The sequence below is a fragment of the Faecalibacterium gallinarum genome (assembly GCF_022180365.1).
GTDB lineage: Bacteria > Bacillota > Clostridia > Oscillospirales > Ruminococcaceae > Faecalibacterium > Faecalibacterium gallinarum.
Genome location: NZ_BQKV01000106.1, coordinates 13205 through 27191 on the forward strand (window position 1 = coordinate 13205; position 13987 = coordinate 27191).

Consider the following 13987-nt stretch of genomic DNA (forward strand, 5'->3'; position numbering starts at 1 on the left):
CTTATCGGGTCACATTCCTTTCGCTGTTCTTCTTGGCAACCAGAAGGGCGGCCACGGCCACCGCTGCGGCGGTGACCATGCCCAGGGCCAGGGCGGTGCCGCTCTCGGCCCACTCGGCCTCCCAATCGATCAGGGACATACCGGCGGTAGCGGCCAGCTCGGCCAGAACTGCGCAGACAAAACCCAGGGCGCAGACCACCAGAGCCTTGGGGCTCAGGCCGGCCACGGCGCTGGCGGCGGTGCGGGGCGCCATGCCCAGCAGGGGCTCGATCTTGCCGTAGAGGCGGGGCACCAGGTAGAGGGTGGGCAGCAGGCAGAACAGGATGCCGGAGAAGAGCAGGTCATTCAGGAAGGCAAAGCCCTCGGTGGCAAACACGCTCTCGGGCAGGCCAGCCACCGCCTCGAAATCCTCCACCGCAAACTGGACCTTGGCGATATCCACCAGGGTACCCATGGCCAGCTGGGCGGCGGTGCCGGTGATGGCGGCCAGGCCCACCATGGCCCGGTTGCTGGGGTCACGGACCATCCGGCCCGCAATGTAAACGCCGATGGTCACGGTGAGGAACTTTTCCAGCTCGCCCAGGCCGCCGAACTGGCCCAGCATGATCTCGCTGAACACCAGCTCACCGGTGGCAGCGCCCAGGGCCGCCGACAGGGGGTCGAACAGGATGGCCAGGGTCAGGGGGATAAACAGGAAGTACTCCACCGACAGCTCCACCAGCCCCAGCTGGAACTTGGGGATCAGCTCGGTGAAGAGGGTGGCAAGCCCGTAGAGAGACATGCTCAGGACAAAAATCATCAATTTCTGAGATTGGGTTGCAGACTGTTTTTGCGCGGCGTTCATATTCAATTCCTCCGATTGATTGGTTTGTTTCTCTCACGCACCCTTAGTATAGCAGGTGAATGTAAATCTTTCTTTCTTCGCAACGTAAAATGTAATTAAATTTTCTTTTCGGGAGAAAGTGCCGCGTTTTTCTGCATAGAATCGAAGGTTTACGCCGTTGCGGGATACAAAAGCCGGGCGGGCCTGCCGGTTCCCGCCAGGGCAAAGCTGTCGCGGCGGAGAGCGAACGGACCGCAGCAAGTTACGGCGCGAACGAAAAACTGTCGCGGCGCGGGCCAAACGGCTCGTACTGAGTTACGGCGCGAATAAAAAACTGTCGCGGCGCGGGCCGACCGGCTCGTACTGAGTTACGGCGCGAATAAAAAACTGTCGCGGCGCGGGCCAAACGGCTCGTACTGAGTTACGGCGCGAATAAAAAACTGCCGCGGCGCGGGCCGAGCGGCCCACACTAAGTTACGCCGCGAATAAAAAACCGGTGCTGCGTTGGGGCAGCACCGGTTTTAGAAAATTGATTCTTTCAGGCGGGATAAAACAATCGGAAGAAACGCCGCCCCTTTTTCAGGTGCGGAGGATCTTCTCCATGGGTTTGCCCTTGGCCAGCTCGTCTACCAGCTTGTCCAGGTAACGGATCTCCCGCATGAGGGGGTCCTCGATCTCGGCCAGCTTGACCCCGCAGATGGACCCGGTGATCTTGGTTCGGTTGGGGTTCGGGGCCGGGGCGTTCTCAAAAAAGTCGCCGTATCCGGTGGGCTCCGCCACCGCCCGGGCAATGTCGGCGGGGGTGTAGCCGGTGAGCCAACAGATCACCTGGTCCACCTCCTGCTGGGTGCGGCTTTTCCGCTCGGCCTTGGCCACCAACAGCGGGTACACCCGGGAAAACTCCATGGCAAATACTTTCTGGTTGTCCATTTTTCTCTCCTCCTTGTTGGGGTGTGGGTCTATCATACCATAGGAGAGGATGATTTTAAACCCACCCGCCCGCCCTTTTTCGGAATGGGGGCTCCGCCCCCATTCCCCCCGTCCAACCGCCAGGCCCTGCGGTTTACTACAGGCAGCGGTCCCTCCTGGGGGAATGAAACCGCTAGTAGCTTCTGAGGCAGCCGTCCGGATTTGCCCGGCAGGTCCCGCAAGTCGGCCCACAACGCGGTCCGAGAGTGCGGTTCCTGCCGTTCAAACCGTCCGGCTGCCAGAAACGAAGTCCCCCAACGCCGAAGCACTGCCCGGCGCGGACTGAACGGCCCGTACCAGGTTACGGCGCGAACGAAAAACCGGGCCTCTCATTTTCGAGAGGCCCGGGGGTTTACAGTGCCGCTAACCGGGGTCGAACCGGTACGAGATCACTCCCGAGGGATTTTAAGTCCCTTGTGTCTGCCAATTCCACCATAGCGGCCCAAAAGCCGCCGCGCTGGGTTTGCGCGGCAACTACTATAATACTAGATCTACCGGATTTTGTCAACCGATGGGCCGAAGCTGACTCCCCTGCCCGGCTCAGACTTTGCCGCCGTGGAGCTCGGCATACATCCGGGTGCGGCACTCGGCCACCGCCGGGGTCATGTTGACATAGTGCTTGTGGGGGCACTCCAGCCGTAGCTCGCTCTCCCAGGTCTCGTAGGTGAGCTGGTGGGCCACATAGTCCCGCTTCTCGGCGATGGTGGGCAGCTGGATGGCCAGCTGGCCCCCCAGGATATGGGGCACCAGCAGGGGTTTGACCGCCGTCGGGGTGAAGGTCACCGTCCGCTCGATGGCGTCGGGGTCCAGGTTCACCATGGTCACCGGCTTGCCCGCCTCGATGACCTCGCCGTCCATGGCAATCAGGTCGCACTGGGCCTGGCCGTTGGCGTCGTAGAGCCGCCAGGGCATCTTTTTGCCCGGGATGATGGCTTTGCTGGCGCTGTCGGAACACTTCATCTTGGGCAGGTAGCTGCCGTCCGGCTGCTGGACCGCCACCAGCTTATAGACACCGCCGAACACCGGATCGGAGGCCGAGGTGATGAGGTTCTCGCCCACGCCGTAGGAGTCAAAGTGGGCGTGCTCATACAGCTCCATGTTGGCCATCTTCTTCTCGTCTAGGCCGTTGGAAGCAACCAGTTTAATGTAGGGTTTGCCGACGGCGTCCAGGGCTTTGCGCAGCCGCTTGGAGCCACGGGCCAGGTCGCCCGAGTCGATCCGGGCCGCCTTGACCCGCTTGTTGGGGTCGTCGGGGTACTTCTCGATCAGGTAGTCGTCCAGCTTGATGAGGTTGGGCAGACCGCTCTCCATGATGTTATAGGTATCCAGCAGCAGGCTCACCGACTCGGGGTAGGTATCGGCAAACGCCTTGAAGGCGTCGAACTCGGTGGGGAAAAACTCGATGAAGCTATGGGCCACGGTGCCCACCGCCTTAACCTCGGCGCCGTATTTCATCTCGGCCAGGCAGTTGGCGGTGCCGATGCAGCCGCCCAAGATCGCCGCGTAGGCGCCGTCGTTGCCGGCGCTCTCGCCCTGGGCCCGGCGGGTGCCGAACTCCATCACCTGGCGGGGGGTCTTAGTATTCAGGCCCACCACCCGGGTGGCTTTGGTGGCGATCAGGCTGTGGAAGTTCATGGTCTGGAGCAGGTAGGTTTCGATCAGGATCGCGCCCACCAGGTCGCACTCGATCCGCACCATCTGAACATGGGGATAGCAGACGGTTCCCTCGGGCAGGGCGTACATATCCCCCTGCCACCGGTAGGTGCGCAGGTACTCGCAGAACTCCTCGCTCATCCCTTTGGTGCGCAGCCACCAGATGTCCTGGGCGTTGAAGTGGTAATTCAGCAAAAACCGGGTCAGCTTGCGCTGGCCGGCGCTGATGGAATAACCCTGGTTGTCCGGGTTCTTGCGGAAGAACATATCGAACACCAGCCGGGTATCTTTATAGCCGTGGAGGAACAGGCAGTTGGCCATGGTGAACTCGTAAAAATCCACCACCATGGCAGGGTTATCGTAATCCTCGTCCGGGATATAGGGAATCACTTTGATTTCTTCCATAGAGAGGCTCCTCTTTTCCATTTCACAAAGGGCCGTCCGGCGCTGTCCGGCCGGGCCGGTGGATGCCGCCCCGGGGTGTCTGGACACCCGTCTTTTCATGACGAAAAAACACAAAGGGCATTTGAGATATGATATCACCATTTGACCCCCGGCGCAAGCGTTTTTGTAAAATCGAGGTCAATCCGGAAGAAAAAGAAGCGTTTGTTCGTCATCTTATGGCGAAGGAGCCGCATGGTACCGGGAGCGAGCATAGTCCCCAGAGATTATTATTTTAAACCCGCCCACCTCTTGCGCTGCGCCGGCAGCTACGGACGGGACGCTCCGCTGGGCCAGAAGGGGGAGGGAGGGGTTTCGATTCCCCTCCCTACCCCCTTCTGGACTACCCTACCCACCCTAAAACGACCAGGGCTCTGCCCTGGACCCTCCCAGTCAGGGAATGCACTCCGGCCGGAGCCACGGCCACGGACCCGGGCGGGCCTTACGGCCCGTGAGTCCGTGGCTACGGCTCCGACCCTCCGTGCTGTTTACGAACGAGCCCGCGCAAAGCGGGCCAATATTTGCAAGGGCGCAGCAGCTACCCGCTGGCAGTACCTTGGGAACTTTGGCCGCCCCCCTCCCCCACCGGCGTAACGCTGCCGCGGCGCGGGCCTGCCGGTCTGCGCAAAGTTACGCCGCGAATGAAAAACCCCGGCGCAGAGGCGCCGGGGCTGGGGTGTTTTTCAGTTCAAATTAGCCGTTCATGCTGCTGGGGGTAGCGTTCTTGAGCAGAACGTCGTGGCTGCCGCCCTCCACGATGGAGGTGGAAGAAACCACGGTGAGCTTGGCTTTCTGCTGCAGCTCGGGGATGGTCAGGGCGCCGCAGTTGCACATGGTGCTCTTGACCTTGTACAGGGTGGTCTGGACGCCGTCGGCCAGGGGGCCGGCGTAGGGCACGTAGCTGTCCACGCCCTCCTCAAAGGAGAGCTTGGTGGAGCCGCCCAGGTCGTACCGCTGCCAGTTGCGGGCACGGTTGGAACCCTCGCCCCAGTACTCCTTCATATACTGGCCATTGATGCGGACCTTGTTGGTGGGGCTCTCGTCGAAGCGGGCGAAGTAACGGCCCAGCATGACGAAGTCGGCGCCCATGGCCAGGGCCAGGGTGATGTGGTAGTCGTGGACGATGCCGCCGTCGGAGCAGATGGGCACATAGATGCCGGTCTCCTTGAAGTACTCGTCCCGGGCGCGGGCTACGTCGATGACGGCGGTAGCCTGGCCGCGGCCGATGCCCTTGGTCTCGCGGGTGATGCAGATGGAACCGCCGCCGATACCGATCTTGACGAAGTCGGCCCCGGCCTCGGCCAGGAAGCGGAAGCCCTCGGCGTCCACCACGTTGCCGGCGCCCACCTTCACCTTGTCGCCGTAGTGCTCACGGATCCAGCCGATGGTGCGGCTCTGCCACTCGGAGAAGCCCTCGGAAGAGTCGATGCAGAGGACGTCCACGCCGGCCTCCACCAGAGCGGGCACACGCTCGGCGTAGTCGCGGGTGTTGATGCCGGCGCCCACCACATAGCTCTTGTTGGCGTCCAGCAGCTCGTTGGCGTTCTCCTTGTGGGAGTTGTAGTCCTTGCGGAAGACGAAGTACTTCAGGTTGCCCTCGGCATCCACCAGGGGCAGGGTGTTGATCTTGTTGTCCCAGATGATGTTGTTGCAGTCATGCAGGGAGGTGTTCTCGGGGGCGGTGACCAGCTTGTCCAGCGGGGTCATGAAGGTAGTGACGGGGGCGTCGTCGGGGGTGTGGTTGACCCGGTAGTCACGGGAGGCCACAATGCCCATCAGCTTGCCGTGGGCGGTGCCGTCGGCGGTGATGGCGATGGTGGAGTGGCCGGTGCGGGCCTTGAGGGCCAGCACATCCCGCAGGGTGGCCTCGGGGCTCAGGTTGGAGTCGGAAACCACATAGCCGGCCTTATAGGTCTTAACCCGGCGGACCATGGCGGCCTCGTCCTCGATGCTCTGGGAGCCATAGATGAAGGAGACGCCGCCCTGACGGGCCAGGGCGATGGCCAGCTTATCGCCGGAAACCGCCTGCATGATGGCGCTGATCATGGGGATATTCATCTCGAGGGGGCACTCTTCCTGGCCCTTGCGGTACTTGACAAGGGGGGTCTTGAGGCTGACAGCATCGGGCACGTTGGCGGAAGAGGAATAACCGGGGATCAGCAGGTACTCGCCAAAGGTGCGGGAGGGTTCTTCATAAAAATAAGCCATAGTCAAAACTCCTTTTCTCTACAATACCAAATTACACCAATCAGCCGACATTGTGTTACAAAACGGGCTGTCTCTTATGGAAAACGGAAATATACAACAGGGATTTTATATACTATACCATATTTTCCTCAAAAAACAAACAGTTTAGAACACAAACTTTCACCATACCTTCTCCCGAAAAAACAGGCAAAATGCGGAAAAGTAATATTATTTGAGCCCACCCGCCCGCCCATTTAATGTATCCCCCCTGCCGCTGCGCGGCATCCCCCCTCCGGGGGGAACTGACCCGGGAGCAGCTTCTCCTGGGGCCGCCGCCCGGGTTTGCCCAGCAACAACGCCGAAGCGCCGCCAGTGGCGGAAACAGCAAGGCGTTGTTGGCGCCGCGCTCCAATATTTGCAAGGGCGCAAGTCCCGCCGCAAATATTGGTTCAGCGCAAGAGATCCGGCCCCGCCAAGACATCCCACCTCGCGGTCTGTAGTGGCGGTTCCTGCTGTTCAAACCGTTCGGCTGCCTTAGTGCAAGCGAGCAGGAGCCCCAGGTTCATTGAAAGGGCGGGCAACAACGCCGAAGCGCCGCCAGTGGCGGAAACAGCAAGGCGTTGTTGGCGCCGCGCTCCGGTTTTTGCAAGAGCGCATCGCATCTCGCAGCAAAAATCGGCTCAGCGCAAGAGAAGGGCGGGAGTATAGATCAACCGCGCAGGGCCTGGCGGTTTCCTCCCGCGTGGGACGATCCCGCCGGTACCATGAGGTTACGCCGCGGACGAAAAACTGTCGCGGCGCGAGCCCGCCGGTACCATGAGGTTACGCCGCGGACGAAAAGCTGCCGCGGCGCGGGCCTGTCGGCACCATGAGGTTACGCCGCGGACGAAAAACTGTCGCGGCGCGGGCCTGCCGGTACCATGAGGTTACGCCGCGGACGAAAAACTGTCGCGGCGCGGGCCTGCCGGTACCATGAGGTTACGCCGCGAATGAAAAAAGGGCGCTGCCCTGTGACAGGCAGCGCCCCGATGGGGTTTTAGATTGTGGGTGTTTGGGCCGGAAAGGCTTACTTCACCATGCTGGCGACCTCAGAAGCGAAGTCGTCGGCGCGCTTCTCCAGGCCCTCGCCCTTCTGGAAGCGGGCGAACTTGACGATCTTGATGTCGCCGCCCAGCTCCTTGGCAACCTTGGCGGTGTACTGGCCAACGGTCAGGTCGCCGTCCTTGACGAACTCCTGCTCGACCAGGCAGTTCTCCTTGAAGAACTTCTTGATCTTGCCTTCCACCATCTTGGCCTTGACAGCCTCGGGCTTGTTGGCGGTCTTGGGATCGCCAGCCATCTGGGCCAGCATGATCTCCTTCTCCTTGGCAACCACCTCGGCGGGGACGTTGGCCTCGTCGACGTAGCTGGGGTTGGCAGCGGCGATCTGCATGGCGATGTCCTTGCCGTAAGCGGCAAACTCGGGCTTGGCGGCGATCTCGTCAGAGGTCTCGAAGTCAACCAGAACAGCGTGGGTGCCGCCGCCGTGGACGTAGGCAGCGCAGGCGCCCTCGTAACGGACAAAACGGCGAACCTTGATGTTCTCCTTGATGACCAGGATCAGCTGCTTGAGGCCGTCGTCGACGGTGCCCTCGCCCATCTTGCAGTTCATCAGAGCGTCCACATCGGCGGGGTTCTGCTCCATGATGACCTTGGCGGCATCCTTGACGAAGGCGACGAACTTGTCGTTCTTGGCGACGAAGTCGGTCTCAGCGTTGACCTCGATGACAACGCCCACCTTGCACTGGGGGCAGTAATCAGCGTAGACCATGCCCTCGGCAGCGATGCGGCCGGCCTTCTTGGCGGCGGTGGCCAGGCCACGCTCACGCAGCAGCTCGACCGCCTTGGCGAAATCGCCGTTAGCCTCGGTCAGAGCCTTCTTGCACTCCATCATGCCGCAGTCGGTCTGCTTGCGCAGCTCCATAACGTCCTTTGCAGAAATAGCCATTTTTGTACTCTCCCTTACTCGTTTTTTCGCGTTGATACGGAAAAATCAGGCGTTGGCAGCTTCCTCGGCGGGGGCAGCCTCCTGGTTGCCCTGCTTGCCCTCCAGGACAGCGTCGGCCATAGCGCCGGCGATCAGCTTGACAGCGCGGATGGCGTCGTCGTTGCCGGGGATGACCCAGTCGATCTCGTCGGGGTTGCAGTTGGTGTCAACGATGGCCACGATGGGGATGTTCAGCTTGCGGGCCTCGGCCACAGCGATGCGCTCCTTGTGGGGGTCAACGATGAACATGGCCTTGGGCAGGACCTTCATGTTCTTGACGCCGCCCAGGTACTTGTCCAGCTTCTCCATCTCCAGCTCGAGCTTGGCGACTTCCTTCTTGGGCAGCAGCTCGAAGGTGCCGTTCTCCTTCATCTTAGCCAGCTGCTCCATCCGGTCGATCCGCTTGCGGATGGTGCGGAAGTTGGTCAGCATGCCGCCCAGCCAGCGAGCGTTGACGTAGTGCATGCCGCAGCGCAGAGCCTCGTCACGGATGGACTCCTGGGCCTGCTTCTTGGTGCCGACGAACAGGATGTCGCCGCCCTCGGCTGCGACTTCCTTCACGTAGTTATAAGCCTCGTCCAGCTTCTTAACGGTCTTCTGCAGGTCGATGATATAGATGCCGTTGCGCTCGGTGAAGATATACTTCGCCATCTTGGGGTTCCAGCGGCGGGTCTGGTGACCGAAGTGCACGCCTGCTTCGAGAAGCTGCTTCATAGAAACGACTGCCATGATAAAATTACCTCCAAAAATTGTTTTGCCTCCGCACACCATGATCCGCCCCCACATCGGGTGGGGTGGACTGCCCTCCACCGGTTCGGCACATGAGGGCATAGTGATGCGTGTGTGATACTCGGATATAATAACACAGAAAAGCGGCGGTTGCAAGAGGTTTTTCGCCCTTTTTACAGAATTTTTCCGCCGTGGTTACTCCCCGCCCAGGTCAAGGCCCATCCGATCGAGGGCGTACTCCCCGCCGAACATGAGATCGTATTGGAGCAGCCAGTGGTTCCGGTTCCAGGCGGCCTGGTCCTCGGTCAGCTCCTGGGTGATGGTGCCGTCCCAGTTGACGGTCACCCCGCCGGTGTGGCTGCGGTAGCCCTCCTTGAGCTGGAGGTTCAGGTACTGGAAGAAAAGGGGCTGTTCCAGCCCGTAGAGGTCCATCATCACCGGGGAGATCTCATAGGCCGCGATGGTGCCCAGGTCCACCGGCTGGTCGGTGTAGTTGGACCACATGAGAAGGGTGGTCTGGTGGAGGGCCGGGTCGGAGGCCGAGTCCCCCGCATAGCCGGTGGCGGTGTAGACGTCGTACCCCGAGTCGATGGGGTTATAGTGGTCCCCCCAGAACACCAGGATCACCGGCTCGTCCACCCCGGAGAAATACTCCACCAGCTGGCCCAGCATGGCGTCGGCGTCCCGGACGCCGGTGGCAAAATCTTCCAAAGCGCCGATGGTGCTCGCCTTGAGCCCCGCAGGGGCCGAGAGAACCCGCACCCGCTCATCGTCGGGGTAGTTGGCGGCGTTGTAGTTGGTGTGGTTCTGCATGGTCACCGCGTGGAGGAACACCGGCGCGTCGGACTCGGCTTTCAGGGACTCATATTCCTGGATGATCTGGTCGGCCATGGAGGCGTCGGACACAAGGCCCCCGCTCCAATAGTAATCCCGGACCCGCTCGACCCCCCGCATATCCTCCAGGCTGATGAACTCGTCCAGCCCCAGGTTCGGATAGGCGGTGTTCCGGCTCCAGTATTTGGCGTAGAAGCAATGGACCGCCGCCGTCTGGTAGCCCTGGGCCTTGAGCCAGGCGGGCAGGGAGAACATGGGGTGTGTCACGTGCTGCTGGTAGGGTTTGCACCCCGAGGGCAGAAAGGACACCGAGAACCCGGTGAGGGCCTCGAACTCCACGTCACAGGTGCCGCCGCCGAAACTGGGGCTGTACACCTTGCCGCTGGCCGCCGACTGCTGGAGGGCGTGGAGGTTGGGGGAAAGGTCGGTGTCAAAGACCACGCCGTAGTCCTCCAGCTGGCTTACGTCCCAGTAGGACTCGTTCATCACATAGATAATGGTGGGCTGTTCTTCGGGGTTTGATTCGGTGGCGCCGTAACTTTCGGGGAAGTTCTCCCCCGCCGCCCCATCGGCTTTTTCCACCGCGTCCAGGACGGCGTTCACCGCCTCTTCGGAATAGTCCTCGGGTTTGTCGATTTCCAGGTTGGTGAGGTTGGTCATAAAGCCGGTGATGACTCCGTACCAGCGGTAATACCGGTCCTGCATCCAGGCGTCGGGGTAGATCCCCAGCCAGGCCGTGACCGTGGGCTGGAGATAGACCCCGAACACCAGGGCCGCCAGGGCCGCCGAGGCCGCCGCCAGCTCCACCAGACGGTGAGGCAGGGCCAGCGGGGCCCGGCCCCGGTAGAGCCAGAAGGTCAGCCCCACCAGGGCCGCGATGATCCCCATCGACCAGGCCATGCCGGGCTGGATCTTGATCCCCGCCGCAGCGGCCACCCCGGCCGCCTCGGACACCTGGGAGAGGTCCCAGGGCAAAAAGGGCTCGCCCCGAAGCTGGAGGGTATAATAATTGACCGCCGCCGGGACGCACCCCAGACAGGCGGTCAAAAAAGTAGCCAGGGGCGCCAGCCGGGTGGCGGCGTCCGTCACCTGCCAGCAGAGGAGCAAAAAGCCCCAGGCCAGAAGATAGGCCGACCCGTGGGGCAGGATATACTCGGTGAAAGTCTCCGCCGTCAGGGCCCCCCGGGCGATCCACTCGGTCAAAACCAGAACCACCAGCGCCGCCCCCGCCGGGAAAAGCCCCCGGGCCCAAAGCAGCGGCAGCTCTGTCTGCCTGCGATTCATAGAAAAACGGTTCACTTCCTCTTCTGTTTCAGATTCTGCCGCCAAAGCGCGGCAGGCCCGGCACCCATTATAACGCAGTTTTTTTTAAAATCCACCGGGAAAGATCGAAAGTTTGGTGTAAAATCCCCTCATTTGGTCCGGCCCAGCAGCCGGTCCAGCAGTCCGGGCTGGGGGGATGACTCCTCCGGCAGGGGCGTTTTGACCAGCAGGGCATCGGCCCCGATCTTCTCGATGTCGCTCCAGGGGATGGTCAGGGTCTCCCCCCGGCCCAGCAGCCCGAACAGCCGCGGCCGCCCCAGCATCAGCAGGCTCTCGATCTGGGCGTGTTCCAGGTCGATCACCATATCGTCCACCTTCCCGAGGCAGGCCCCCTCCTGGAGCTGGACCACCTCTTTGGCACATAATTCCCGAAATGTCACAGTAGTACCCCCTCTCGCACGGGGATGCGATCCACCCCCGATTAAAAAGACAATATGCGCCCCGGGGCGGCTTTATTCCCGCCCGGGCTCAGAAGGGAGTGGAAATTCCCGCCAGGATTGTGCTATACTGGAAAAAACGGCAAAGAGGTACAGCTATGTACAAAAATATTATTTTTGATTTTGGCGGGGTCATGGTGGATTTTGACCCCAAGGATTACCTGATGGAGCGGTTCTGCCACGAATCCGCCGAGGAAAAGATCTACCGGCTGACCTTCGGCAGCGAGACCTGGGCCCAGCTGGACGCGGGGCTGATCTCCCGGTTCGAGGGCAACCAGAAGATGCTGGAAGACGCCAAGGCCGAGGGCTGTCTGTTCGAGGTGCAGGAGGTGCTGGACGACTGGATGAGCATTCTCCGGATCCGGCGGCGGATGCTGGACCTGGTGCGCCGGCTGAAGAGCCACGGCTACTGCGTCTATTACCTCTCCAATATGCCCGAGGACGCCCTGGCCCTCTTGCGGGAGAAGGGGCTGCTGGACAAGTTCGACGGGGGGATCGCCTCCTGCGAGGTCCACATCAACAAGCCCGACCCCCGGATCTACCAGGCCCTTTTGGAAAAATACAACCTCAAGGCCACCGAGTGCGTTTTCATCGACGACAGCCGCCCCAACGTCCAGACGGCCTTCCAGCTGGGGATGAACGGTTTGCAGATGAAAGAGAGCGTGGGCACCCTGGTGCGGAGCCTGGCCACCTGCAACATCTCCCTGCGGTGATCCCGCCCCGCACAAACCAATACAAACAACAAATTCCCCGCCGGGTTTCCGTTGGAAACACAGCGGGGAATTCGCTTTGTTCAGAGCCTAAAGGTTATTTCTTCTCGAAGCTCTGGCAGAAGTGGGGGGTCTCCATCTGCTGAGTGGCACAGCTGTCGCAGTGCTCGGTCACCTTAATCTGGGGCAGATCGCATTTGCAGCTGCCCACATTGTAGCGGCACTCGCAGACATCACAAATAACACCTTTGTTCTCCATTTTTATCACCTCACTGTCAGCAGTATGCCCGACCCGTGAGGGCGTTATTCCGGCTGGAAGATTTTGTCAGCCCCGGAGGGAGAAGAAAAGATAGAGCACCCCAAAGACCACCGGCTGGTGGAGCAGATAGAAGATCAAAGAGTGGCGGCCCAGCCAGCCCAGGGGCGGGCAGACCGAACGGCGGAGGGGTTCCATCCGGGCCCGGCCCACCAGCCGGTGGAGGAAGTACCCCGCCCAGAACAAAAACACCCAGGGGATCAGGGAGAAATAGTCGGTGGAATAAAACCCCGGCTGCGGGAACCCCAAAAAGGCGGTGAAGAGGTTGGCGTAAAGGCCCCGGGGCAGGGTCATGAGCCACCAGGACTCAAAGCCCAGGCCCCCCATATTGACATTATAAGTAACCAGAAAGAGGGCCAGGCTGACCCCAAACCCCACCCCGGCGGGGACTTTTTCAAAGAGGGGCCGAAGGGCCGCCGTGAGGAGCATGGCGGAGCCCAGCATGGTGAGCACCCCGAAGAGGACCAATGTCTCGGGCATAAAGAGCCAGGTCACCAGGGTGACCAGCGCCCCCGCCCCGAACACCTGGGCGCCCCGGCGGGCGGTGTGACGGCCAAAGGGCACGCAGAACCCCGACAGCAGGATGAACAGGCAGCAGCCCGACACCTGCCAGATCTTCCCCGGCAGGCCCAGGTACCAGTCGGCCCGCACCCCGTAGAGAAACACCAGGTCCCACAGGCCGTGGTACACCACCATATTGATCAGGTTGAGCCCCCGCAATTCATCCAGCAGATGATACCGCACGGGGGATTGTTTCGCTTGTTCCATCGTTGATTATCCTTTCCGCAAAAGGCCGGCGGCGGAACCGACAAAAGGGAGGGCAAGCCGCACCCGGCTCACCCTCCCAGAGGTTCAAACTGTTAAAATCAGGCGTTGAAGTAACGCTTCAGCAGGCCCTCAAAGCCGCGGCCGTGACGGGCCTCGTCCTTGGCCATCTCGTGAACGGTGTCGTGGATGGCGTCCAGGTTCAGAGCCTTGGCCTTCTTGGCCAGCTCCATCTTGCCGGAGCAGGCGCCGCACTCGGCCTCGGCGCGCATCTCCAGGTTCTTCTTGGTGCTGTCGGTCAGCACCTCGCCCAGCAGCTCGGCGAACTTGGCGGCGTGCTCGGCCTCCTCGAAGGCGTAGCGCTTGTAAGCCTCGGCGATCTCGGGGTAGCCCTCGCGCTCAGCCACGCGGGACATAGCCAGGTACATGCCGACCTCGCTGCACTCGCCCTCGAAGTTGGCGCGCAGGCCGTCGACGATATCCTGGGGCACGTCCTCGGACTTGGCGATGCCCACCACGTGCTCGGTGACGTACTCGTTGCCCACCTTCTCAACGAAAGCGGAAGCGGGAGCCTTGCAGACAGGGCACTTCTCGGGGATGGAGCCCTCAGCGATGTAACCACAAACTTTACAAACGTACTTTGCCATAGTAATAAACCTCCATATGTCTTAAACACTCGCAACAGCAGAGTGCTGTCGTTTCAACGACGCCATTATACCCGCCGGACCGGAAGTTAGTCAAGGCTAATATATGAGAACCATTCTCATTTAACAG

At 61.2% G+C, this 13987-nt stretch carries 12 protein-coding genes and 1 tRNA gene; 1 reads left to right on the plus strand and 12 read right to left on the minus strand.

What is annotated here, in order from left to right:
- Nucleotide 1 precedes the first annotated feature (1 nt).
- From JCM17207_RS12325 to JCM17207_RS12365, 9 genes are all read right to left on the minus strand, one after another.
- Complete coding sequence (locus tag JCM17207_RS12325; RefSeq protein WP_238317927.1) at nt 2-844, minus strand: DUF8171 family membrane protein; 843 nt, start codon at nt 842-844, stop codon at nt 2-4.
- Nucleotides 845-1402: 558 nt separating this feature from the next.
- Nucleotides 1403-1753: a DUF2200 domain-containing protein gene (locus JCM17207_RS12330; protein ID WP_238317928.1), complete on the minus strand. Its 351-nt coding sequence runs from the start codon at nt 1751-1753 to the stop codon at nt 1403-1405.
- Between the two features lie 397 nt (nt 1754-2150).
- Nucleotides 2151-2234: transfer RNA gene (locus JCM17207_RS12335), tRNA-Leu, on the minus strand.
- Between the two features lie 98 nt (nt 2235-2332).
- On the minus strand, nt 2333-3850 hold the full coding sequence (locus JCM17207_RS12340; protein ID WP_238317929.1) for a nicotinate phosphoribosyltransferase: 1518 nt from the start codon (nt 3848-3850) through the stop codon (nt 2333-2335).
- Between the two features lie 729 nt (nt 3851-4579).
- Nucleotides 4580-6094, minus strand: a complete 1515-nt coding sequence (locus JCM17207_RS12345) for an IMP dehydrogenase (protein ID WP_238317930.1) — start codon at nt 6092-6094, stop codon at nt 4580-4582.
- A gap of 1045 nt (nt 6095-7139) precedes the next feature.
- Nucleotides 7140-8060, minus strand: coding sequence for a translation elongation factor Ts (gene tsf / locus JCM17207_RS12350; protein ID WP_238317931.1), 921 nt, complete (start codon nt 8058-8060; stop codon nt 7140-7142).
- 45 nt (nt 8061-8105) lie between these two features.
- Nucleotides 8106-8828, minus strand: a complete 723-nt coding sequence (gene rpsB, locus JCM17207_RS12355; RefSeq protein ID WP_238317932.1) for a 30S ribosomal protein S2 — start codon at nt 8826-8828, stop codon at nt 8106-8108.
- Nucleotides 8829-9023: 195 nt separating this feature from the next.
- Nucleotides 9024-10946 (minus strand): LTA synthase family protein, encoded by a 1923-nt coding sequence (locus JCM17207_RS12360; RefSeq protein WP_238317933.1) that lies wholly within the window; start codon nt 10944-10946, stop codon nt 9024-9026.
- A gap of 128 nt (nt 10947-11074) precedes the next feature.
- On the minus strand, nt 11075-11365 hold the full coding sequence (locus tag JCM17207_RS12365; RefSeq protein ID WP_238317934.1) for a PRC-barrel domain-containing protein: 291 nt from the start codon (nt 11363-11365) through the stop codon (nt 11075-11077).
- Between the two features lie 155 nt (nt 11366-11520).
- Between JCM17207_RS12365 and JCM17207_RS12370 the strand changes: the two genes are divergently transcribed.
- Nucleotides 11521-12135, plus strand: coding sequence for an HAD family hydrolase (locus JCM17207_RS12370; protein ID WP_238317935.1), 615 nt, complete (start codon nt 11521-11523; stop codon nt 12133-12135).
- Between the two features lie 94 nt (nt 12136-12229).
- Here the strand turns inward: JCM17207_RS12370 and JCM17207_RS12375 are convergent, their stop codons facing one another.
- From JCM17207_RS12375 to JCM17207_RS12385, 3 genes are all read right to left on the minus strand, one after another.
- The gene (locus tag JCM17207_RS12375) at nt 12230-12391 is read right to left on the minus strand and encodes a DUF1540 domain-containing protein (protein ID WP_238317936.1); all 162 of its coding nucleotides are present in this window, start codon (nt 12389-12391) and stop codon (nt 12230-12232) included.
- 66 nt (nt 12392-12457) lie between these two features.
- Nucleotides 12458-13216 carry a heparan-alpha-glucosaminide N-acetyltransferase gene (locus tag JCM17207_RS12380; RefSeq protein ID WP_238317937.1) on the minus strand — a complete coding sequence of 253 codons (759 nt, stop codon included), beginning with the start codon at nt 13214-13216 and terminating at the stop codon, nt 12458-12460.
- 98 nt (nt 13217-13314) lie between these two features.
- Nucleotides 13315-13860, minus strand: coding sequence for a ferritin family protein (locus JCM17207_RS12385; RefSeq protein WP_238317938.1), 546 nt, complete (start codon nt 13858-13860; stop codon nt 13315-13317).
- Nucleotides 13861-13987 lie beyond the last annotated feature (127 nt).

Bases quoted from the DNA above. Each gene is read 5' to 3' on its own strand.
- JCM17207_RS12340 (WP_238317929.1), bottom strand. From the start codon at position 3,850: ATGGAAGAAATCAAAGTGATTCCCTATATCCCGGACGAGGATTACGAT.
- JCM17207_RS12325 (WP_238317927.1), bottom strand. From the start codon at position 844: ATGAACGCCGCGCAAAAACAGTCTGCAACCCAATCTCAGAAATTGATG.
- rpsB (WP_238317932.1), bottom strand. From the start codon at position 8,828: ATGGCAGTCGTTTCTATGAAGCAGCTTCTCGAAGCAGGCGTGCACTTC.
- tsf (WP_238317931.1), bottom strand. From the start codon at position 8,060: ATGGCTATTTCTGCAAAGGACGTTATGGAGCTGCGCAAGCAGACCGAC.
- JCM17207_RS12380 (WP_238317937.1), bottom strand. From the start codon at position 13,216: ATGGAACAAGCGAAACAATCCCCCGTGCGGTATCATCTGCTGGATGAA.
- JCM17207_RS12345 (WP_238317930.1), bottom strand. From the start codon at position 6,094: ATGGCTTATTTTTATGAAGAACCCTCCCGCACCTTTGGCGAGTACCTG.
- JCM17207_RS12360 (WP_238317933.1), bottom strand. From the start codon at position 10,946: ATGAATCGCAGGCAGACAGAGCTGCCGCTGCTTTGGGCCCGGGGGCTT.
- JCM17207_RS12375 (WP_238317936.1), bottom strand. From the start codon at position 12,391: ATGGAGAACAAAGGTGTTATTTGTGATGTCTGCGAGTGCCGCTACAAT.
- JCM17207_RS12385 (WP_238317938.1), bottom strand. From the start codon at position 13,860: ATGGCAAAGTACGTTTGTAAAGTTTGTGGTTACATCGCTGAGGGCTCC.
- JCM17207_RS12370 (WP_238317935.1), top strand. From the start codon at position 11,521: ATGTACAAAAATATTATTTTTGATTTTGGCGGGGTCATGGTGGATTTT.
- JCM17207_RS12330 (WP_238317928.1), bottom strand. From the start codon at position 1,753: ATGGACAACCAGAAAGTATTTGCCATGGAGTTTTCCCGGGTGTACCCG.